Here is a 22,510-nt window from a genome sequence, read left to right on the forward strand (position 1 = left end):
ATTAAAAAGTTAAATTAGTTTAGTGAATATTTTAAAATGGAGGAATAACAATGAATTTAAAAGAAAGTATAAGAGTTATTGAAGGGTTTCCAAAAGAGGGGATAAGCTTTAAAGATATTACAACATTAATTGGTGATGGAGAAACATTTAAACAATCTGTTGATGCATTTGTTGAATATCTTAAAGATAAAAAAATCGATGTTATTGTAGGACCAGAAGCTAGAGGATTTATTTTTGGAGTTCCAGTAGCTTATGCTATGGGACTTGGATTTGTTCCAGTTAGAAAGCCTGGAAAGTTACCGGCTGAAACAATTAGAATGAATTATGCATTAGAATATGGTACAGATTCTTTAGAAATTCACAAGGATGCTATTAAAAAAGGACAAAGAGTTGCAATTATTGATGATTTGTTAGCCACAGGAGGAACAATTGAAGCTGTTGCTAAGTTAGTTGAAGAAGCTGGTGGAGAAGTTGTTACTTTAGGTTTCACTATTGAATTAACAGAATTAAATGGAAGAGATAAGCTTAAGAAGTATGATGTAATGTCACTTGTTGAGTATGATGTATAAATTATTGCTTTAAAGAAATAAATGTAATATAATCATATTGTATGGCTGGTTGTCTTAACCAGCCATTTTAAATAGAATAATATGTATAAGGAGAGTAATTCAATGCTAGATAGTATAATCCAAAAAATAAAAGAAAATAATCTAAGTGTAGATATAGATTTAATCACTAAAGCATATAATTTGGCTGATGAAGCGCACAAAGAGCAGAAACGAGAATCTGGTGAACCATATATAATTCATCCAGTTTGTGTTGCAAAAATTCTTGTTGAATTAGGTATGGATACCAATACAATAGTAGCGGGATTATTACATGATGTAATTGAAGACACTCAATATACTTATGAAGATATAGTAAATATGTTTAATGCTGAAACTGCTGACTTGGTGGAGGGCGTTACGAAATTAGGGCAAATTAAATATATGACCAAGGAGGAGCAGCAAGCAGAAAATGTTAGAAAAATGTTATTAGCTATGTCAAAAGATATTAGAGTAATAATAATTAAGCTTGCTGATAGATTACATAATTTAAGAACGTTGAAATATAAATCTTCAGAAAAGCAAAAAGAAAAAGCAAAGGAAACCTTTGATATTTACGCTCCTTTGGCACATAGACTTGGAATTTCTACGATTAAATGGGAGTTGGAAGATTTATCATTTAGATATCTACACCCAGAGGAATACTATGATTTAGTAAATCAAATTGCAGAAAAAAGGATCGAAAGAGAAGAGTACATAAAAAATATTATAGAAGATTTAAGAAAAAATTTGGAGAAGTCAGGAATAGAAGCAGATATCGATGGTAGGCCAAAACATTTTTACAGTATATATAGAAAGATGGTTAACAAAAATAAAAATCTGGATCAGATTTTTGACTTAACAGCTATAAGGCTTCTTGTAGGAACAGTTAAAGACTGTTATGCTGCTCTTGGTATTGTTCATACAATTTATAAACCGATACCAGGTAGATTTAAAGATTATATTGCTATGCCGAAGCCTAATATGTATCAGTCACTTCATACTACTGTAATTGGACCACAGGGAAAAACTTTTGAAATTCAAATAAGAACTTTTGAAATGCATAAAACTGCTGAATATGGTATTGCAGCTCATTGGAAGTACAAGGAGGCAGGATCTTCAGAAGCGAACACTGGTGATTCCTTCGAAAACAAGCTTACTTGGCTTAGAGATATGTTAGAATGGCAAAAAGAAACCTCCAATCCAGAGGAGTTTATGGAAGGTTTCAAGATGGATATGTTTACAGATGAAATATTTGTATTCACACCAAAAGGTGTAGTGATTAACTTGCCTAAAAATGCTACCCCGGTAGATTTTGCGTATAGAATACACACTGATGTAGGAAACAAGTGTGTTGGTGCTAAAGTTAATGGCAAAATGGTGACTTTAGATTATAAGTTGAAAACAGGAGAAATAGTTGAAATATTAAAATCTCCAATTGCAAAAGGCCCTAATATGGATTGGTTAAACTTTGCTATGAGTAATCAGGCGCAAACTAAAATTAAGCAATGGTTTAAAAAGAGTAAGAGAGAAGAAAATATATTAAAAGGAAAAGACCTTCTTGAAAAAGAAAGTAAAAAGCAGTTAGTTAATTTTGCTGATTTGTATAAGTCAGATGCATTTGCTAAAGTTATGAAGAAATATAATTTTAATGCAATTGAGGATGTATATGCAGCAGTAGGGGCAGGAATGCTTTTAGCCTCTTCGTTGATTTCAAGGATAAAAGAAGAAATTAATGAAGAAAACCACGTAACTAATGAGCAAATGTTAAAGTCTGTTGAAGAGCAGATGCAAAAAAATGAAAAGAAAATCAACACTAATAGTAAGGATGGTTATGGAATCACTGTAAAAGGGGTAGATAATCTTATGATTAGGTTATCTAAGTGTTGTAATCCGGTGCCAGGTGATGACATCATAGGATATATTACTAAAGGTAGAGGTGTGTCAGTTCATAGAAAAGATTGCACTAACTTAAAATCTATGTCTGAAGAAGAAAACCAAAGAATAGTGGAAGTAAATTGGGGAACTTCAAAGGGCAAGGAATATATTGCTGAAATTCAAGTTGAAGCAGAGGATAGAACAGGATTATTGGCAGAGATTATGTCTATAATTACTGATGCAAATTTAAAGTTAACATCTTTAAATGCTAAATCTGCAAAGAACAATATAGCCACTATGAGTATTAAAATTTCTATTGACAGTGTTGATAAGTTAAAAAACTTAATGAAAAAAATTAGAAATTTAAAAGGTGTACTGGATGTATATAGATTAAATAGCTAGGAGCGTAAAAAATGAGAGCTGTAGTTCAAAGAGTGAAAAAATCCGATGTGAAGGTAGACGGAAAAGTTGTAGGTGAAATTCAGAAAGGATTTAATGTGCTGGTTGGTATATCAAAGGATGATACTATAGAAGATTTAAAGTACATAAGGGATAAAATCATTAATTTAAGAGTCTTTGAAGATGAAAATGAAAAGATGAATTTATCGTTGAAGGAAGTTGGAGGAGAGTTATTAGTAATTTCTCAATTTACTCTTTATGGAGATTGCAGAAAGGGTAGAAGACCAAATTTTATGGATGCTTTAGCTGGAGAGGAAGCAAAAGGATTTTATTTAAAGTTTTTAGAGATGTTAAAGGAAGAAAATATAAAAGTAGAAGCGGGCATATTTGGAGCAAATATGGAGGTTAATATCGTTAATGATGGGCCAGTAACGTTGATACTAGACAGTAAAAGAAGTTTTTAGGAGGAATAGAAATGTTAGATATTTTTTCTATGGTACTAGGTATATATGGCGCTAACTGCTACATTGTAATGGAAAAATCTAGCGGAACAGGTTTCATTATTGATCCTGGTGCAGACGGAGAGGAAGTAATAGAAAAACTGAATGCAAATAATATCAGGCCTGAGTTTATTTTATTAACTCATGGACATATTGATCATGTTGGCGCAGTTGACAGTTTAGTACAGGAATTTAATATACCAGTGTATATAGCAGAGGAAGACATGAAAGCTATAGAGGCTCATATAGAGATATTTGGAGAGATAAAGTCTGAAGTTAAATTTATTAATGAGCAAACAAAAATAAAGGTTGGAAATTGTGAAGTTCAAGTTATAGAAACGCCTGGACATACTAAGGGAGGATTATGCTTTTTAGTTGATGGAGTATTATTTACTGGAGATACTTTATTTAGAGAAAGTATAGGAAGAACTGATTTTTATGGTGGCAATTATGAAGAAATTTTAAGCAGTATAGAAGAAAAACTATTTACTTTAGAAGAAAAAATAGTTGTTTTACCAGGTCATGGACCAAAATCAACAATAGCATTTGAGAAGAGTAACAATCCTTTCTTAAATTAAGGAGATAGACATGGATATTAAAATAAATCTTAATGATTTGACTTATAGATATGAAGTATATCAGATTTTTAATATATTCTATACTTTTGATAATCTTATATTTGTGGAGAATGATGCAGATTACAAAGTTAAAATTGAAGATGAAATAAATCTACAGCATGACGATATAGTTTATAACTATAAGATTAAGGATGAAAACAAAAAAGAAGAAATCAAGAGAGAAGTTTTTAAATTTTTAAAAAATGTAACTAAGGATAATTATCCTTGGGGAACTTTAGTGGGCATTAGACCAAGTAAGATTGCATTAAAACTTCTTGAACAAGGAAAAACAGAATCAGAAGTTATTAACTATTTTAATGATACATATCTTGCAAGTGAAGAAAAGGCTAAATTATGTATAGAGGTAGCAAAGAATGAAAGTAAGTTTGTAAATAGAGATGAAAAAAAGGTTTCTATTTATATAGGTATGCCATTTTGCCCAACAAGATGCTTGTACTGTTCCTTTGCTGCTAATCCTATAGCAGGATGTAAGAAGATAGTTGATCCATATTTAGATGCTTTGTACAAAGAGATAGATAGCATTTCAAAATATGTTAAAGAAAAGAAACTAAAAATAGAAACTGTTTATTTTGGCGGAGGAACTCCAACTTCAGTAAGTAACGAGCAATTTCATGATGTAATGCAAAGAGTTTATACTAGTTTTGTAGAATATAATTCTGTAAAAGAGTTTACAGTTGAGTGTGGAAGACCAGATAGTATTACAGAGGAAAAACTTAATACTATGAAGAAATTTAACGTGACTAGGATTAGCATAAATCCACAGAGTATGAATGAAGATACTATGAAGGTTATTGGAAGAGGACACACTCCAGAAGATATAAAAGAAAAGTTTTTGCTAGCTAGAAGATTAGGCTTTGATAATATTAATATGGATATAATAGTAGGCTTACCTAATGAAACAATAAAACATATTGAAAATACTTGTAGAGAAATTGAGAAACTTTCACCAGATAGTTTAACTATACATGGACTTAGCATAAAAAGAGCTTCTAGATTGCATGAAAATATAGTGTTAAAACATGAGGTGTCAATTGCAAAGCAAGAAGAGTTAGTTAATATGTATAAAATGACAGGAGATTTAGCTAGAAAATTGAATATGACTCCATATTACATGTATAGACAGAAAAATATGGTTGGAAATATGGAGAATTTGGGGTATTCTATAAAGGGTAAGGAATGTGTTTATAACATTGAGATGATAGAAGATACTCAAAGTATTATCGCTTTAGGAGCAGATGCAGTATCAAAAATAGTATTTTTAGAAGAGAGCAGAATAGAGCGCTTTGGAAATGTTAAAGATGTAAGAGAATATATTAACAGAATTGATGAGATGATCCAAAGAAAAATAGAGCTACTAAATTCTTTATATTAATTTAGGGAGGATTATTACATGAGTGAAAAGTTACAAATGCCTAAGGGCACGAAGGATATGTTACCAAGTGAGGCTTATAAATGGCATTATGTTGAAGATAAATTAAGAAAAATTTCAGCTGAATATGGAATAAGAGAAATTAGAACTCCAATGTTTGAAAGCACTAGCTTATTTACAAGAGGAGTAGGAGAAACTACAGATGTGGTTCAAAAGGAAATGTATACCTTTGAAGATAAAGGTGGGAGAAGTGTAACTTTAAAGCCAGAAGGTACTGCACCAGCTGTAAGAGCTTTCATACAAAATAGCTTATATGCTGATGCACAACCAACAAAAATGTATTATTTTACAGATGCTTTTAGATATGAAAATGTTCAAAAAGGAAGACTTAGACAATTTCATCAATATGGAATTGAGTTTTTTGGTTCTAAGGAGGCTTCAATTGATGCAGAAGTAATATCATTAGCAGTAAGAGCTTTGAAGGAGTTCGGATTAAATAATTTAAGTTTAAATATAAACAGTCTTGGTTGTCCTACATGCAGAAAAAAATATAATGATGCATTAAAGGAATATTTTAAAGCAAACTATGATAATCTTTGTGATACATGTAAATCTAGATTTGAAAAGAATCCAATGAGAATATTAGATTGCAAAGAAAAGAAATGCCAGGAAATAGGCGCAGAAGCACCATTAATATTAGATTATATTTGTGAAGAGTGTAGTGATCATTTTGAAGAACTTAAAAAGTATCTTAATGTAATGGAAATTGAATACAAGATAGATCCTTATATTGTTAGAGGGTTAGATTATTATACAAGAACAGTATTTGAAATACTAAATAACGGCTTAGCTGTATGCGGTGGAGGACGTTATGATAAACTAATTGAAGAATTAGGTGGACCTGAAATGCCAGCTATAGGTTTTGGGTTAGGACTTGAAAGATTACTTATGGTTCTAGAAAAAGAAGAAGTAGAAATACCTAAACCAGTATTCAATAATTTATTTATTGGAGCTATGGGAGAAGAAGGTCATATAAATGCCTTTAAATATGCAAATGAATTAAGAAGAAGAGGAATTAAATGTGAATGTGATCACATGAATAGAAGTGTGAAAGCACAGATGAAGTATGCAAATAAGATAGGCTCCGAATTTACAATGATTCTTGGTGAAGATGAATTAAGAACTAAGATGGTGCAGATGAAGAGAATGACAGATGGTGAGCAAATCCAAGTTAATCTTGATAATTTGGATGAAATTATAAATATTATTTTAAAGTAAATAGGAGGAATATAAGATGGGCGAGGCATTGAATGGCTTAAAACGTTCAATTATGTGTGGTGAGCTTAGAGAAGAACATATAGGAAAGAAAGTAACAGTTATGGGCTGGGTACAAAGAAGAAGAAACCTTGGGGGGCTTGAATTTGTTGATTTAAGAGATAGAACTGGGGTATTACAAATTGTATTTGGTGATAAAATAAATGAAGAAGCTTTTGAGAAAGCTGGAAAATTAAGAGCTGAGTTCTGTATAGCAGTTACAGGTGAAATTGTAAAGAGAGAATCTGTAAATGAAAATATGCCTACTGGAATGGTAGAATTGAAGGGAGAATCTTTAAAGATTTTTTCTGAAGCAGAACCATCACCAATAGATATAAAAGAAAATTCAGAAACAGCTGAAAACTTAAGAATAAAGTATAGATATCTAGATTTAAGAAGAGCAGATATGCAAAAAATCTTTATGATTAGAAATAAGACTACTAAATCAATAAGAGATTATTTACAACAACAAGGATTTTTAGATATAGAAACTCCAATGTTAACTAAATCTACACCAGAAGGAGCTAGAGATTATCTTGTTCCTTCTAGAAATTATCCTGGAATGTTTTATGCATTACCACAATCACCACAGTTATTTAAGCAGTTACTTATGGTTTCAGGCTTTGATAAGTACTTCCAAATAGTAAAATGTTTTAGAGATGAAGACTTAAGAGCTAACAGACAACCAGAATTTACACAAGTGGATATGGAAATGTCTTTCATTGAACAAGAAGATATTATAGCTTTAAATGAAGGTTTAATTGCTCATGTATTTAAAGAAGTAGCAGGTGTGGATGTTAAGCTTCCAATTAAGAGAATGACTTTTAGAGAAGCAGAGGAAAAGTATGGTTCAGATAAACCTGATTTAAGATTTGGTATGGAAATTACTAATTTAACAGATTCAGTAAAAGGTTCGGAATTTAAAGTATTTAAAGATGCTGTTGAAATAGGTGGATCAGTAAGAGCTCTATGTTTAAAAGGTGGAGCTTCTATGGGAAGAAAAGATATCGATAGATTAGGTGAATTTGTTAAGACATACAAGGCTAAGGGATTGGCATGGATACAACTTAAGGAAGATGGAATAAAATCACCTATAGCTAAATTCTTAAGTGAAGAAGAAATGAATTCAATAATAAGTACTATGTCTGCAGAAAATGGTGATTTAATTCTTATAGTCGCAGACAAGAATTCAGTAGTTTTCCAAAGTCTAGGTGCATTAAGATTAGATTTAGCTAAAAAGTTTGATTTAATCAAAGATAAGAATGAATTTAATTTCACTTGGATAACTGAATTCCCACTATTTGAGTACAGTGAAGAAGAAGGTAGATACATGGCTTGCCACCATCCATTTACAGCACCAATGGATGAAGATTTAGACTTTATAGAATCAGATCCAGGTAATGTAAGATCTAAAGCTTATGATTTAGTATTAAATGGTGAAGAACTAGGTGGAGGATCTATAAGAATTCATGATATGGAATTACAACAAAGAATGTTTAAGGCATTAGGTTTCTCTGAAGAAGATGCATGGAAGAAGTTTGGATTCTTACTACAAGCCTTTAAATTTGGACCACCACCACATGGCGGATTAGCTTTTGGGTTAGATAGAATGATTATGTTCCTTGCAGGAACTGATAACATAAAGGATGTTATCGCATTTCCTAAGAATCAAAATGCTTTCTGCTATTTAACAGAAGCACCTAATATAGTAGATGAAAAACAATTAGGTGAATTAGGAATAAAGGTTTTACCAAAGGAATCAAACTAATATGGATGAAGAAGAAAAATTACAAAAAGATATTTTGCTAAGACTTAGAAAAATAGAAGGCCAGGTTAAAGGCATACAGAAAATGGTTGATAAGAATGTATGTTGTGACGATGTTTTGGTTCAAATTGCTGCTATAAGGGCTGCAATAAATAAGGTTGGCGGTCTTGTGATTGAAAATTATGTTAACAATTGTTTAGGCTTAGATGAGGATCCAGAAGAGCAGGAAAAAGTAAAGAATTTAATTAAAACTGTAAATAAGTTTTTAAAATAGAATATTTGAGAAAACTTATTTGCAAAAAATTATATAATAAAAGGTGAACTTAATTTAAGTTCACCTTTTATTATGCAATGTTATTAAGCTGCTTTTTTATGTTTTGCAAAAATAAGTTTTGTGATTGTGGAAACAAATAAAATCCCTAGAGCAAGAGCACCTGCTGAAGATAAAGTATTTGTGAGCATGTTCATAGAGGCATTTATATGTCCAAGAACACCTTGATACATAGTATAATAAATAGAGCTACCGGGAACTAAAGGAATCAACGCGCAAACTACAAATGTTGTAACAGGTGTTTTGAAAACTCTGGCACAAATTTCTGAATAGATACTGAAAATAACAGCAGAAATAAACATAGCTAAAACTCCAGAGAAGCTGTTTTGTACTAAAATTCTGTATACAAACCAACTAAGTCCTCCACCTAAGGAAGCAAAAAGTAAATGTTTTTTACCTATATTAAACATAATTCCAAAACCTAAAGTAGCTAAAGTAGAAATAATAGTTTCTAATATCATAATACTTTACCTCCCCAAAAATATAACCAAAGACTAAGTACAGAACCAGTCCCTACAGCTATAGACAATGCCACTAAAAAAGCATCTGCAGCTCTTGCAAGACCAGAAACTAAATCTCCAGATATAGTATCCCTTATAGCATTAGTAATAGATAGACCTGGAACTAGAAGCATTATAGCTCCAATTATTATAGTGTCAAGATGAGTGCCAAGGCCTTCGTGAGTACATAGTAATGCAAAAAAAGCACCAATAGCACCACCGATACTATTAATAAAAAATGCATTTATTGCTAAGTTGTTTGCCATATGCACAAAGGCTTTTATAACAATTCCAATAAAAAAAGCACAAAAAAAGTCTTTTAAATTTCCACCAAACATATATGAAAAACCTGAAGCTGCTAAGGCTGAAAATAAAACATCAATATAAGCAGGGTACATCGATGAGTTTGCGATTTTATCCAATTCTTCTTTTAATGTGTCAATTGGCATATTTTGAAGTTCTACACTTCTTGATAAATCATTTACTAAATCTATTCTTTCTAAATTGACAGTTCTATTTTTAACCCTTTTAACTATTGATATGCTTTCTGAATTTTCTTTTAAAGCAGAACACATGATACCAGTAGGTGTTACAAAACTATCAGCGTCCTTTAATCCATAATTTTTACATATTCTTATTATAGTTTCTTCTACTCTATAAGTCTCTCCGCCGCTTTCTAAAATAATCTGACCAGCGTATGTGGCAACTATTAATACTTTATTAGTATCCATGTATAAGCGCTCCTTTTATTAGCAAAAATAATATTCCGTAAGTATTATAACACAGCATGCCTTGTTTAATAAACACACAAAAAATATTTGTGTAATATAATGTTGAAAAATGCTAATTATATAACTATAATGATATTAAGATTAAATAAGGGGGCTAGAAAAATGAATTTTGATTTTTTGGAACAAGAAGATAAGGAAATATTTGATTTAATTGAGAAAGAAAAAAACAGACAACAGTTTGGCATTGAACTTATTGCATCTGAAAATTTTACGAGCAAGGCAGTAATGGAGGCTATGGGATCATACCTTACAAATAAATATGCAGAAGGATATCCAGCTAAAAGATATTATGGGGGCTGCTATGTAGTTGATGAGGTTGAAGAATTAGCAAGAGAGAGAGTAAAGAAATTATTTGGGGCAGAACATGCTAACGTTCAACCACACTCAGGAGCTCAAGCTAATATGGCAGTATATTTTGCAGTTTTAGAGCCAGGAGACACTGTTTTAGGCATGAATTTAAGTCATGGAGGTCATTTAACCCATGGTTCACCTGTTAATTTTTCAGGAAAACTATATAATTTTATTGCATATGGGGTAGATAGTGAAACTGAGACTATTGATTACGAGGAAGTAAGAAGATTAGCAGTTGAAAATAAGCCAAAGTTAATTGTAGCAGGAGCTAGTGCATATCCTAGGGTAATTGATTTTAAGAAATTTAGAGAGATTGCAGATGAAGTTGGAGCTTATTTAATGGTAGATATGGCTCATATAGCAGGTCTTGTTGCAGCAGGTTTACATCCATCACCAGTTCCATACTGTGATTTTGTAACTAGTACTACTCATAAAACTTTGAGAGGACCTAGGGGTGGATTAATTCTTTGCAAAGAAAAGTATGCTAAGGATATAGATAAGAGCATATTCCCAGGAATTCAAGGTGGACCATTAATGCATGTTATTGCTGGAAAGGCTGTATGCTTTAAGGAAGCTTTAGAAGATGGCTTTAAGGTATATGGAGAGCAAGTAGTTAAGAATGCAGCAGCTTTAGCTAAAGCAATGCAGAATTTAGGATTTAAATTAGTATCTAATGGAACAGACAATCATTTACTTCTTGTAGATCTTAATAACAAGGATATAACAGGTAAAGAAGCTGAACATCTTCTTGATTCTATTGGTATTACAGCTAATAAAAATACTATACCAAATGAAACTAGAAGTCCATTTGTTACTTCAGGTATAAGAATTGGTACACCTGCCGTAACTTCAAGAGGCTTTAAGGAAGAAGATATGGAAGAAATAGCTGAAATAATAAATGAAGCTATTTCAAATAAAGATGGAGATTTGTCACCACTTAGAGATAGAGTAAAAAGTCTTTGTGAGAAACATCCATTATATAAGTAGTTTATAAAGTATATTTTGTATATTGATAAGAAGGGAGATTTTTATTGAAAATAGCCCTTCTTATTTTTATATTATTAATCAATGAAATAAATGACAATAATAAGATATATCATGAAAAATATTGTGCTATAATAGATACATACAAACAAAATGCGAAAGAAAGAGATGATGAAAATGATAATAGACAGAAACAGTAAATGCTGGTGTGGCAGTGGATTAAAATATAAGAGATGTCACTTAGAGTTTGATGAAAGGTTGGCACAACTTAAATCACAAAATTGTATAATTCCACCAAGGGATATAATAAAGAATGAAGAAGAAATTGAGGGGATTAGACAAAGTGCAAAAATAAATAATGAGGTATTGGATTTAGTTGCAAAAGAAATTCATGAAGGCATGAGTACGGCTGAAATTGATAAATTGGTTTATGATTATACTGTATCTCAAGGAGCAATACCAGCTCCATTAAATTTTGAGGGATTTCCTAAGAGTGTTTGTACTTCAATAAATGATGAAGTATGTCATGGTATTCCTGATGAAAGTATAATATTAAAAAATGGAGATATCATAAACGTGGATGTGTCTACAATATATAATGGATATTATTCTGATGCCTCAAGAATGTTTATTATAGGGGAAGCATCAGAAAAAGCTGAGAAACTTGTAAGAGTTGCTAGAGAGTGTATGGAAAAAGGAATTGAGGCAATCAAGCCTTGGGGATTCTTGGGGGATGTTGGAGCAGCAGTTCAAGAACATGCTGAAAAAAATGGATATTCTGTTGTTAGAGCTTTAGGCGGTCATGGAGTTGGAAATGAATTTCATGAAGAACCTTTTGTACCTCATGTTGGCAAAAGAGGAACAGATATGGTGCTAGTTCCAGGTATGGTTTTAACTGTGGAGCCTATGATCAATGAAGGTACCTACGAAGTTTATGTAGATGAAGGTAATGGCTGGACTATATATACAGATGATGGATTGTTATCAGCTCAATGGGAGAATACAGTTTTAATAACTGAAACTGGAGTTGAAATACTTTCTCACTAATCCAAAATCACAGAAGAAGAGGCTGTAATTTAAATTTTACAGTAATTGAGAGGTGAAAAAATGAAACCTTTTCTTAAAATAGATAATTATATCATTAAATTTATAAATAGTAGAATTCATAGACCTATATTAGATAGAATAATGAGATCTATAACAGGGCTAGGAGATTTGGGAGCTATGTGGATAGTAATAGCTGTATTTTTATTCATTCGCCCCCATACAAGAAGACAAGGTGAAATAGTAATATTCTCTTTAGTTTTATGCAGTATTTTAGGAGAGGGAATCATTAAAAGGATATTTCAAAGGCAGAGACCTTTTCAAGGCATAGCTACCTTGGAAACTATAATTAAAAGACCTATGACATATTCTTTTCCTTCAGGGCATACAGCCTCCTCTTTTGCAGCAGCAGGAGTTTTAGGAGTATTATTTCCTAGTGTTAAAATAGTTGCATACATTCTAGCATCTCTTATTGGGATATCTAGAGTTTATTTAAATGTACATTATTCAACAGATGTTTTTGCAGGTGCTTTATTAGGATTTGTCTGCAGTAAGATCTCTTTGTATGTTTTCACTTTCATATAATTTTATTTAGTTCTAATAAGATTATCGGAAACATAATATTGTATATCCATAAAAATGAGAGAAGAAAGGATATAGGAGGTTTTATTGTGAATTTATTTAATGAAATAAAGGAATTTAAAGAGGTTAGTTATTTTGATCTAGCCAATAAGTTTAACAAAGATAATCAGAGTAATGAAAAGCTAAATGGTGAATTAGATAGGCTGCTAGAAGATGGAGTTGTAATTGAGGAAGATGGATTGTACATTTTAGCAGACGCTTTATAATATTTTGGAGAGGTTTTCTTACTGATGTGGAAGGCCTCTTTTTAATTTGCTGAATTAGTTTAGTTATTTTGTTAGCAGAGAAGGAGAAGATATGGAATTTATAGATTTACATTGTGATGTACCAAGTAGAATATATTATGAGAATAAGCAATTAAGAAAAAATGATTTTTCAGTTGACATAGAAAAATTAAAAAAAGGTAATGCAATGGCTCAATTTTTTGCTTTTTTTATTGAATCTAGTAAATGCAAAGCAAGAGATGAGTTTTTGAAAATGTATGCTAAGTTTATGGAGGAAGTAAACAAAAATAGTGAAATAGCTCTTGCTAAAAATATAAAAGATCTCTATAAGAATAGAAATGAAGGTAAAATATCAGCTTTTCTTACAATAGAAGAAGGAGCTGTGCTTGATGGAAATATAAATAATCTTTATGATGCCTATGAAAAGGGGATACGCCTAATAACCTTAACTTGGAATTATGAGAATGAAATAGGCTATCCCAGTCGGAATAAGAACTTTATTAATAAAGGTCTTAAAGAATTTGGGATAGATTTAATTACTGAAATGAATAGGTTAGGGATTGCTATTGATGTTTCACATCTTTCAGATGGAGGTTTTTATGATGTAATTCAAAATAGTAAGTTTCCAATCTTAGCAAGTCATTCTAATTCTAGAAGTATTACAAATCATCCAAGAAATCTTACTGATGAAATGATAAGGCTCTTAGGAAATAATGGTGGAATAATGGGACTTAATTATTGTGCTGAATTCATTGGAACCAAAAAGATAACAGCTATTGAGGATATAGTAAATCATATGCAACATATTGTAAATGTTGGTGGAGAGGATATAATAGCGCTAGGCAGTGATTTTGATGGTATAGAAAATGAAGTGGAAATTAATAATCCAGGAGAGATGTATAAATTAATTAATGCTTTAGAACAAAAAGGGTATAAAGAAGATTTTATTGAGAAGTTATTCTATAAAAATTCTGAGAGATTTATTAAAGATACATTGAAATAAGGAGATTGAATGATGGCAAGGTTAGAAGGAAAGATAGCAATAGTTACTGGAGGATCAAGAGGAATAGGAGAGGCTATTGTAAGAACTTTATGTGAAGAAGGAGCTTTTGTTATTTTTACTTATAATAATAATGAAGAAAAAGCTAAAAGTTTAGTGAAAGAGTTAAAAGCAAAAGGATATTTTTTGCAAGCATGTCCATTAGATTTAAATAACTATTCAAGCATTGAAAACTTTAATGATGTCATAATAAGTAAGCAAAGTAATTTGGATATACTTATTAATAATGCAGGAATTTCCAAGGTAGGCCTGTTTATGGACGCAAGTAAATCAGAAGTTGATGAGATGATAAATACTAATTTAACTGGAAGCATATTATTATCTCAGTTTGCTGTAAAGAAGATGATAGATAAGAAAAAGGGCAGTATAGTAAATATATCTTCTATTTGGGGCAATGTAGGTGCTTCATGTGAAGTGCTATATTCAGCTACTAAAGGTGGAATTAACATATTTACAAAAGCTTTAGCTAAAGAACTTGGTCCTTCTGGGATAAGAGTTAATGCAGTAGCACCAGGAGTTATTGATACAGAGATGAATAAATGGATGAATGAGACAGATAGAATGAACTTAGAGCAGGAGATACCATTGGATAGGTTTGGAGATACAAAGGAAGTGGCAAAGGTAGTATCTTTTTTATGTAGTGATGAATCAAGTTATGTTACGGGACAAATTATAACAGTTGATGGTGGCATGATTTAGAAGAGAGTAAAATAGGAATGAAATTTCACTAAATTTCATTCCTATTTTTAGATATTGCTTATTTCTTAAGCAAATTATCCACAGATATTGTAACGTGCTTTGTATCTTGCAAGGCCTTAACAATATTTTTTACAGGGGTATTATTCTCGTAAGAATAATCACAATACCCTGTGGAGTCTACTGGTTTTAACTTAATAAACTTTAATTCTTTGAACGGATGAATGAAAACGCTTGTTAGCATGAAACTATAATTTTTCCTTATTTTTTTAGCTAAGGCTTCACCGTGTTCATCCTGTACATAACCTAAAGGTGCAGGCACATATAAGGTGGTGCTTGTCTTCATAGGGTTAAGGTTCCAATAACCAGATACAGGCTCATAGAGTATACGAAAGTACTTTTCAAGAATTTTTTGTTGAGTTCTTGTTGCTTGATAATGCGGACTTTCAAAGAAGGCTACTGGTATATTAAATGTATTAGCAACCTTTAATCCATTTTCAGCTATAGCTTGTACTTCTTTTGGAGTAGTGTTATTTTTACTATCAAGTTCAGTACCTACAGTGCTGGTAGTATTGCCGTGTTGATGAGTATAACCATGTAGACCTATAGTGGCACCTCTAAATATTAGATGATCTAGAGTATTTATAAATTGAGCATTAGTCATGGTACTATGAGTTAGGAGGTCATTATCAATACCAGCTCCAGGATTTTTATATCTTGGTACCCAAGTGATGTTAAACTTTATTCCATTCTCATATAGATAATCGCCCATAATTTTAAACTTTTCTAAGTCTTCATTATTTCCAGTACTAGAAGTAGAAGCAACATCCTCAAATCTAATTAGTGCTACTGGTCCTGTTGTTTTTATAGATGTACTATCAAGATGTATATTTTTTTTATCTTTAAATAAATATATCTTTTTATTAACGTTATCCCAATAATCACGTAAGTTCAAAATATGCTCAATATCATTTAAGCATATATAGGTTCTAGTATCTTTTACAAAGTTTTGCCCGCGAAAATTATATGTTTTTCCAGCTAAATTAAATGTCTTAGAGTTCAAGTCTACAATACAGTTATCAATATAATATTTATTTTCTTTTTTACTAAAGTTAATGGATGAAGTTTTTAAAAAGTCTTCAAGATCTAAGTAATATCTTAAATTTATCAATGGCGTTGGAGTATTAATATTTAATTTTCTTCCTTCATAAAAGAGCGACACATTACTACTGTTATTTATTTTATCATTAGTATTTGATGAAGCCATAACAGCATTTTCAAAGTTAGGTAACTTTTTTTCAAGAGTTATAGGCTTTTGCACCATAGAATTTTGAACAGTTATATTAGAAACAGTATCTCTACTGAATACAATTATTTTACATATGAATGCTAAAATGGTAAGTGCTAAAATTATACCTACAAGTTTCAGCATAGTTTTTAGTATAATTTTTGTTTTACTCAAGGGTTAAACCTCCTTAGTTTTATCAAGAGAAAAATAGAACAGCACACCTTTGGGAGTATTTGTAACACCAAAAGTACTGTTATGCTGGGTTAATATATTTTTTACTATAGATAACCCTAACCCATTACTTCCCTCAGCTCTACTTCTTGCTTTATCTACTCTATAAAATTGAACCCATATTTTTTCAAGATCTTCTGGTTTTAAATGAACACCAGTATTTTCAATGGAGAAGAAAATATGATCCTGATTTTCAGAAAGAGCAATATTTATATTTCCGCCTTCCGGTGTATATTTAATTGCATTTGTAATAAAGTTTTCAATTACGCTTTCAATCTTAAAGCTATCTCCATTTACATATTCAGATGAAATATCATTTAAAATAAAGGAGATATATAATTTGTTTTTAATAAAGCTATTTTTATGCTTAGAAAGCAAATCAGCAATGAGCTCTTTTAAATTAAATGAGGTAATATCAAGCTTTATATTACCAGATTCAAGTTTAGAAAGTTCAAGCATATCCATAATCAGTTTATTCATCTTATGGGCTTCATCAATTATAGTGTCCAAATATATATCTTTGCTTTCACCTTCTACTATACCATCCTTTAGTCCTTCTGCATAACCCTCTATTATGCCTAAAGGAGTTTTTAGCTCGTGAGAAGCACCAGCAATGAATTCTTTTCTCATTTTTTCTAATTTACGTTCCTGTTCGATGTCTTTAGTAAGCTGTATATTTTTTTCATGCAGTTCGGTAAGAGCTTTAGATAGATTTCTAGAAAGAAAGTTCAAGCTTTTTCCGATATCTCCAATTTCATCTTCTCTGCACTCAGGACACTTTGCAGAAAAATCAAGCTTTGACATGTTACCAGCTATCTTTGTTATTTCGATTAATGGTTTTGAAATCATATTTGAATATATAAATGCTAAAATAAATCCAAGAAACAATAGAACTATTAAAACATAAGAATAAAATTCTTTTATTATTGAACTAGCTTCATTGATAGATTGATAAGAAGTTATAGCTATAATTATACTATCATTTTTTGAACTCATTGACATAGGGGATATACAGACTATATGTTTTAAATCTACATTTCCTTTTTCAAGAGTAGTAGCATAAGTTTTATCTGAACTTAGCAAATCTGGAATGAAGTTAGGGTTACTAGATAAATTATTAAAAGTTTCTATTAGTAGGTCTACAGTTTCTCTTTGATAGCTTGAATTTTTATCTACTAAATATTTTATGCCGCCACCTGTGGTTAAAATAGCTATTTTTGAGTTGTTTGAACTTTCAAATTTAATAAGTGCATTGGTTAGTGTTGCATCATCACTAATGTTATAGGAATAAGTACTTTTAAATTTATCAATATTATGAATCAAGGTATTCTTTTTCTTAGAAGCATAAAAATCATGGAAAAAGAAAATTTGAAATATCATCGAAAAAACCATAAATAGAATGATAAAGGTAAATGTTACTAAAAATAGTCTTTTTGATATTGAATTTTTATATGATTTTAGAAATTTCATGTTTGAAAATTTCATTTATTTCACCTCAAATTTATAGCCACTACCTCTTACCGTAGTAATATAATTGGATTTATCTTGAAGTTTTTCTCTTAATCTTTTAATATTAGTATCTACAGTTCTAATATCACCAAAGTAATCTAATCCCCATACATTATCTAAAATTTTATCTCTAGATAATGCTATTCCATTATTCTCCATTAAGTATATTAACAGTTCATATTCTTTGGGTGATAAATTTATTGTTTCATTATTTACTTTTACATCATGTGATAATTTATTTATTACAAGTCCATTCAAATCAACTTGGGCAGCATCCTTTTCTGTAACAGTTCTTTTCAATAATGCTTTAATTTTTGCAACTAAGACCTTTGGACTAAAGGGTTTGGTTATATAATCATCAATTCCTAGGTCATATCCTCTTAACTTGTCTTCTTCTTCAGCTTTTGCAGTAAGCATAATAATTGGAACAGAAGAATTTTCTCTGACAAATTTTGCGACTTGGAAACCATCAAGTTTTGGCATCATTACATCCAATATAATAAGTGTAACGCTGTGATTGGTGAAAGCGTCAATAGCCTCGGCACCATCCTTGGTTTCAATTACATTAAAATTTTCTTTTACTAAGTAATCTCTAAGAAGAAGCCTAATTCTAATCTCGTCTTCTGCAATTAAAATTGTATCTTTCATATTAATTCACCTCTCTAATATGTTTATATTATATATATTAGAGAGGTGAATGTACAGTTTGTGGCGGATTATTTCAGAAAAATGTTATTAAATAGTATATTAAAAGTATATTATAGGCTAGAATTAATAAATAAATTTAAGTTGAAATAGACTCTGAATAATTATAGAATGAAAATTAGAAATGTATGATGGGAGATTTTAAATGATAGATATAAAGTTTGATAAGAGTATTGTAGAATTAGAAAATGGATTGAAGATAGTAACTATTAAAAAAGACACTGAATTATTTTCAATCAATTTAGGAGTGAAAATAGGAGCTTATTATGAGAATAATTTAAATAGAGGCATTTCTCATTTTATTGAACATATGATGTTTAAGGGAACTAAAAATAGAGATAACGAAACATTAAATAGAGAGCTTGAATTTTTAGGGGGAGAGTATAATGCATATACTAATTACAATTCAACTGTATTTAGTATATGCTGTCTTAAAGAAGAGGCAAAAGAGGCTGTAGATTTGCTAAGTGATATGATATTGAATCCTACATTTAATAAGGAAGAAATGGAGAGAGAAAAAGGTGTTGTCATATCTGAAATAAGAAGTTCTAAAGATGATGTGGCAGAGTTTAGTACTAACAAAGTTTTTTATCATGCTTTTGAAAAAAGCCCTCTTAGGTATGAAGTGGCAGGATCAGAAGAAACAGTTAAAAACTTTACTAGAGAAGAAATATTGGAGTTTTATTCTAAAAATTATACGCCAGATAATACTATAATTACAGTAGTATCTCCATTTGAACATGATTTTGTTGTAAATATACTTAAAGGCGAATTTCAAAATTGGCAAGGAAAATCATGTATTGACAGGACTGTTATAATGGAAAAAAACAAGGCGAAAGTATTTACTTCAACTAGAAAGGATATAGAGCAAAGTAATATAATTATTTTATATTCATTCTTAGAAATAGATAGAAATATGGAATTGCCGTTAAAAATATTGAATCATCAGTTAGGAGAGAGTGCAAACTCAATTTTATTTAGAGAACTAAGAGAAAAAAGAGGATTAGTTTATGATGTGTATACAGATTTAGATTTAAGTCATAATGCTAAAAATCTATATATTTATACAGCAGTAGATGATAGTAAAATTGATGAAACTTTGGATGCAATTTTTAATTGCATAAACAACATAAAAAATGAGAAGATAGTATTTGATAATAATACTGTTGAGTTAATGAAGAAAGTTCATAAGACAGCTGTAGTATCTACTTTTGAAGATGGTAGCGATCTTGGAAGTTATATTTTAACCCAATGCTTAGAAGGTGAAGATATATATCAATTTCTTAAAGATATGGAGAGACTTGAAAAGTTAAATGCAGAAGATATTTATAAGGTTGCTAGAGGGGTAATAAATGACCCGACTATTTATGTATTAAGAGGATCCGGGGAAGATGAATAAGATAACAAAAGTTGAAGTTCAAAAGAACAATAAAAAAAGAGTAAATATTTACGTTAATGAAAATTTTGCTTTTGCTTGTGATATGGAACTTGTTTATAGATATAATCTTGCAAAAGATGCTGAGATTAAAATAGAGGATATTAGGGAAGTATTAATAGAAGAAGAATATATATCATGCAAAAATTATACTTTGAGAATCTTGGAAAGAGGGTACAAAACTGAGAAGGAAATTGAGAAAAAGCTGATAGAGAGAGAATATAGTCAAGAGACTATAAGCAGAGTGCAGGATTTTCTTAAAGAGTATAATTTTATTGATGATAGAAGATATACTTCTATGTATGTGAAAGATAAAATAAAAAACGAAGGAAGAAATAAAATAAAGTATAAGCTTATGCAAAAGGGGGTAGCAGAGGAAACTATTGCGAAAACCATTAATAACGTAAATGAAGAAGATGAGTATGAAGGTGCGTTAGCTCTTTGCGAAAAGAAATATAGAATATTGATAAAAAGAGAAACAGATTCTAGGCTTATAAAGCAAAAAATATTTAGATTTCTGGCTTCAAAAGGATATGATTTCGATTTAATTAATAGAATAATTAGAAAGGTAGTAAATGAGGAATATGAATAACAATGTTGATATACTGCTTGCCGTAATATTTGTTGTTCCTTTAATTCTAGGATATTTTAATAAGTTTGATTCTCTTAATGCTAAAAGAGGATTATGGGGATTTGAAAAGAATGTGATATTGATACTTGCAGGAATAATATGTTTATTTTGTGTGGATAAGGGCTTGATTATAAATAATGTAATGGAGTTTTTGAGCAGTTTCTCTGCATTAAAAAATGTATCTTATGGATATCCTAAAGTATTTTTTCTACTTTCATTTTTTATTGTTTTTACAGCAATTTATTATGTATTAAAGGGAATACTATATGCAATCAATTCATTAATAATGTTTCCTTTTTTGAATGGAGTAGAGTCATTCTCAAAAACTAGAGGTAATGCAGTAAAAGGATTAATTGGTAGTTTATTTTCGATTCCTAATGCGATAATTTATGTTATAATTGCATCATTAGTTATTAATTTAGGACTAAAATATTGGCCGTCAAATTTACCTAAGCTTGACGTTAATAAAAGTGCAATATATAAAATAGTTGAAAATGGGGTTATTAATCCAGTTTATGAGTCCAGTTTTATCAGTCAGTTACCAAGAATCTTAAATAATTCTCTTAAGATAAAGGTAGTAGAGTTAGATAAAAATTCTCAAAATGTTGATAGCCAATCTATAAATAAAGCTAATCCTTATAGAATAGTATATTACAATGGAGTTACATTGGATCAAGGAATAAAAAGTAATTCAAGTATTAACGCTTTAGCAAGGTCATTAGCTCAAAGTAGATCATCTGATAGGGAAAAAGCTCAGGCTATATATAATTGGATTGGAAATAACATTACTTATGATGATAACAAGGCGAATTTGGTGCTGAATGGTGGCAATGTAACTGATTCAGGAGCAATACCTGCATTTAGTGAAAGAAAAGGTATATGTTTTGATTATGCTTGTCTATATGTAGCGATGTGTAGAAGTGATAACCTAAAGGTTAGATTGATCACTGGAAAAGGATTTAATGGCTATGAATGGGTAGGGCATGCATGGAATCAAGTCTATCTTGCAGATGAAAAGGTGTGGATAAATGTAGATTCTACTTTTTATAAAGCTGGAAACTATTTTGATAGTAGAAAATTTGATAGAGATCATAAAGCAGAAGAAATTTCTGGTGAGTGGTAAAATACAAGAACTGTACGTTGAAATATAATATAAATATAAATTTCAATGTACAGTTCAATTAATTTTTCAAACATATTTAATTTTTAATGAGTGTTAAAACAAATTCTTTGTTTTCATTATCACAGCAATAGCTTTTCTACAATCATCATCAGAATAATTTAATGCCCAAGCTATATTAAAATATCTAATTGCTTTTTTATAATCCATTAGTTGCATATGACAATAGGCCAAATTGAAAAAGTATTTTGAGTTTGTTGATAATTTTAATGCTTCATGTAGAACTACTATTGCCTCATCAAATTTCTTTTGCTTGATTAAGCATACTGCTAGATTATAATGTGAGCTAGATTCATTTTCTTTCTCTTTAATAGCCTTTTTATATAATTTAATAGCTTCTTCATAGTTTTGTTTTAAATACTGTTCATTTCCTTCAGAAAAAAAATTCATAATACCTCCCAATAAACAATACAAATTAGTGAGCAAATAACGTCTTTATCAATATAATTGACATAAATTTC

General features: G+C 30.4%; 24 protein-coding genes. 18 read left to right on the forward strand and 6 right to left on the reverse strand.

Features of this window, described 5'->3' with window-relative positions; translation table 11 throughout:
• Nucleotides 1-50 precede the first annotated feature (50 nt).
• The 8 genes from OCU47_RS06660 to OCU47_RS06695 all read left to right on the forward strand — a co-directional run bounded on the left by OCU47_RS06660 (nt 51) and on the right by OCU47_RS06695 (nt 8,721).
• Entirely contained in the window at nt 51-569 is a 519-nt protein-coding gene (locus OCU47_RS06660; protein ID WP_261827815.1) for an adenine phosphoribosyltransferase, read from the forward strand.
• 102 nt (nt 570-671) lie between these two features.
• A complete protein-coding gene (locus OCU47_RS06665) occupies nt 672-2,864 on the forward strand; it encodes a RelA/SpoT family protein (protein WP_261827816.1) in 2,193 nt (730 codons plus the stop codon).
• Nucleotides 2,865-2,875: 11 nt separating this feature from the next.
• Nucleotides 2,876-3,325, forward strand: a complete 450-nt coding sequence (gene dtd, locus OCU47_RS06670; protein WP_261827817.1) for a D-aminoacyl-tRNA deacylase — start codon at nt 2,876-2,878, stop codon at nt 3,323-3,325.
• 11 nt (nt 3,326-3,336) lie between these two features.
• Complete coding sequence (locus OCU47_RS06675) at nt 3,337-3,939, forward strand: MBL fold metallo-hydrolase (protein WP_261827818.1); 603 nt, start codon at nt 3,337-3,339, stop codon at nt 3,937-3,939.
• 10 nt (nt 3,940-3,949) lie between these two features.
• Entirely contained in the window at nt 3,950-5,371 is a 1,422-nt protein-coding gene (locus OCU47_RS06680; protein WP_261827819.1) for a coproporphyrinogen III oxidase, read from the forward strand.
• An 18-nt stretch (nt 5,372-5,389) separates the two neighbouring features.
• Nucleotides 5,390-6,646, forward strand: coding sequence for a histidine--tRNA ligase (gene hisS / locus OCU47_RS06685; RefSeq protein WP_261827820.1), 1,257 nt, complete (start codon nt 5,390-5,392; stop codon nt 6,644-6,646).
• Between the two features lie 16 nt (nt 6,647-6,662).
• Nucleotides 6,663-8,450, forward strand: a complete 1,788-nt coding sequence (gene aspS / locus OCU47_RS06690) for an aspartate--tRNA ligase (protein ID WP_261827821.1) — start codon at nt 6,663-6,665, stop codon at nt 8,448-8,450.
• 1 nt (nt 8,451) lies between these two features.
• Nucleotides 8,452-8,721: a metal-sensitive transcriptional regulator gene (locus OCU47_RS06695; RefSeq protein WP_261827822.1), complete on the forward strand. Its 270-nt coding sequence runs from the start codon at nt 8,452-8,454 to the stop codon at nt 8,719-8,721.
• 83 nt (nt 8,722-8,804) lie between these two features.
• Here the strand turns inward: OCU47_RS06695 and OCU47_RS06700 are convergent, their stop codons facing one another.
• Complete coding sequence (locus tag OCU47_RS06700; RefSeq protein WP_261827823.1) at nt 8,805-9,239, reverse strand: threonine/serine exporter family protein; 435 nt, start codon at nt 9,237-9,239, stop codon at nt 8,805-8,807.
• Nucleotides 9,236-10,009 (reverse strand): threonine/serine exporter family protein, encoded by a 774-nt coding sequence (locus OCU47_RS06705; RefSeq protein WP_261827824.1) that lies wholly within the window; start codon nt 10,007-10,009, stop codon nt 9,236-9,238. The genes OCU47_RS06700 and OCU47_RS06705 overlap by 4 nt, the downstream gene beginning before the upstream one ends.
• Nucleotides 10,010-10,171: 162 nt before the next feature.
• Here OCU47_RS06705 and glyA point away from each other — a divergent pair, with 162 nt between their 5' ends.
• The 7 genes from glyA (at nt 10,172) to ymfI (ending at nt 15,073) form a co-directional block, all read left to right on the forward strand.
• Nucleotides 10,172-11,407 (forward strand): serine hydroxymethyltransferase, encoded by a 1,236-nt coding sequence (gene glyA / locus OCU47_RS06710; RefSeq protein ID WP_261827825.1) that lies wholly within the window; start codon nt 10,172-10,174, stop codon nt 11,405-11,407.
• A gap of 44 nt (nt 11,408-11,451) precedes the next feature.
• Nucleotides 11,452-11,604: a hypothetical protein gene (locus tag OCU47_RS06715; RefSeq protein ID WP_261827826.1), complete on the forward strand. Its 153-nt coding sequence runs from the start codon at nt 11,452-11,454 to the stop codon at nt 11,602-11,604.
• A complete protein-coding gene (gene map, locus OCU47_RS06720; protein WP_261827827.1) occupies nt 11,582-12,451 on the forward strand; it encodes a type I methionyl aminopeptidase in 870 nt (289 codons plus the stop codon). The genes OCU47_RS06715 and map overlap by 23 nt, the downstream gene beginning before the upstream one ends.
• Before the next feature lie 60 nt (nt 12,452-12,511).
• Nucleotides 12,512-13,033: a phosphatase PAP2 family protein gene (locus OCU47_RS06725; protein ID WP_261827828.1), complete on the forward strand. Its 522-nt coding sequence runs from the start codon at nt 12,512-12,514 to the stop codon at nt 13,031-13,033.
• Nucleotides 13,034-13,119: 86 nt separating this feature from the next.
• Nucleotides 13,120-13,296 carry a hypothetical protein gene (locus tag OCU47_RS06730; RefSeq protein WP_261827829.1) on the forward strand — a complete coding sequence of 59 codons (177 nt, stop codon included), beginning with the start codon at nt 13,120-13,122 and terminating at the stop codon, nt 13,294-13,296.
• 91 nt (nt 13,297-13,387) lie between these two features.
• Entirely contained in the window at nt 13,388-14,317 is a 930-nt protein-coding gene (locus OCU47_RS06735; RefSeq protein WP_261827830.1) for a dipeptidase, read from the forward strand.
• A gap of 12 nt (nt 14,318-14,329) precedes the next feature.
• Complete coding sequence (gene ymfI, locus OCU47_RS06740; RefSeq protein ID WP_261827831.1) at nt 14,330-15,073, forward strand: elongation factor P 5-aminopentanone reductase; 744 nt, start codon at nt 14,330-14,332, stop codon at nt 15,071-15,073.
• Nucleotides 15,074-15,131: 58 nt separating this feature from the next.
• Here the strand turns inward: ymfI and OCU47_RS06745 are convergent, their stop codons facing one another.
• Genes OCU47_RS06745 through OCU47_RS06755 form a run of 3 tightly spaced genes read right to left on the reverse strand, consistent with a single transcriptional unit; the run spans nt 15,132 to nt 18,746 of the window.
• Nucleotides 15,132-16,532: a DUF2334 domain-containing protein gene (locus tag OCU47_RS06745; RefSeq protein ID WP_261827832.1), complete on the reverse strand. Its 1,401-nt coding sequence runs from the start codon at nt 16,530-16,532 to the stop codon at nt 15,132-15,134.
• A gap of 3 nt (nt 16,533-16,535) precedes the next feature.
• A complete protein-coding gene (locus OCU47_RS06750) occupies nt 16,536-18,074 on the reverse strand; it encodes a sensor histidine kinase (RefSeq protein ID WP_261827833.1) in 1,539 nt (512 codons plus the stop codon).
• Entirely contained in the window at nt 18,075-18,746 is a 672-nt protein-coding gene (locus OCU47_RS06755; protein ID WP_261827834.1) for a response regulator transcription factor, read from the reverse strand.
• Between the two features lie 202 nt (nt 18,747-18,948).
• On the opposite strand from OCU47_RS06755, the gene OCU47_RS06760 reads away from it, so the two are divergent.
• Genes OCU47_RS06760 through OCU47_RS06770 form a run of 3 tightly spaced genes read left to right on the forward strand, consistent with a single transcriptional unit; the run spans nt 18,949 to nt 21,992 of the window.
• Nucleotides 18,949-20,202 carry a M16 family metallopeptidase gene (locus OCU47_RS06760; protein WP_261827835.1) on the forward strand — a complete coding sequence of 418 codons (1,254 nt, stop codon included), beginning with the start codon at nt 18,949-18,951 and terminating at the stop codon, nt 20,200-20,202.
• Nucleotides 20,195-20,830, forward strand: a complete 636-nt coding sequence (recX, locus tag OCU47_RS06765) for a recombination regulator RecX (protein WP_261827836.1) — start codon at nt 20,195-20,197, stop codon at nt 20,828-20,830. The genes OCU47_RS06760 and recX overlap by 8 nt, the downstream gene beginning before the upstream one ends.
• A complete protein-coding gene (locus OCU47_RS06770) occupies nt 20,814-21,992 on the forward strand; it encodes a transglutaminase domain-containing protein (RefSeq protein WP_261827837.1) in 1,179 nt (392 codons plus the stop codon). Before recX ends, OCU47_RS06770 begins: the two co-directional genes overlap by 17 nt.
• Before the next feature lie 93 nt (nt 21,993-22,085).
• On the opposite strand, the gene OCU47_RS06775 is transcribed toward OCU47_RS06770, so the two are convergent.
• Nucleotides 22,086-22,439: a tetratricopeptide repeat protein gene (locus OCU47_RS06775; protein WP_261827838.1), complete on the reverse strand. Its 354-nt coding sequence runs from the start codon at nt 22,437-22,439 to the stop codon at nt 22,086-22,088.
• Nucleotides 22,440-22,510: the final 71 nt, after the last annotated feature.

The organism is Clostridium sp. TW13, from assembly GCF_024345225.1.
Classification (GTDB): domain Bacteria; phylum Bacillota; class Clostridia; order Clostridiales; family Clostridiaceae; genus Inconstantimicrobium; species Inconstantimicrobium mannanitabidum.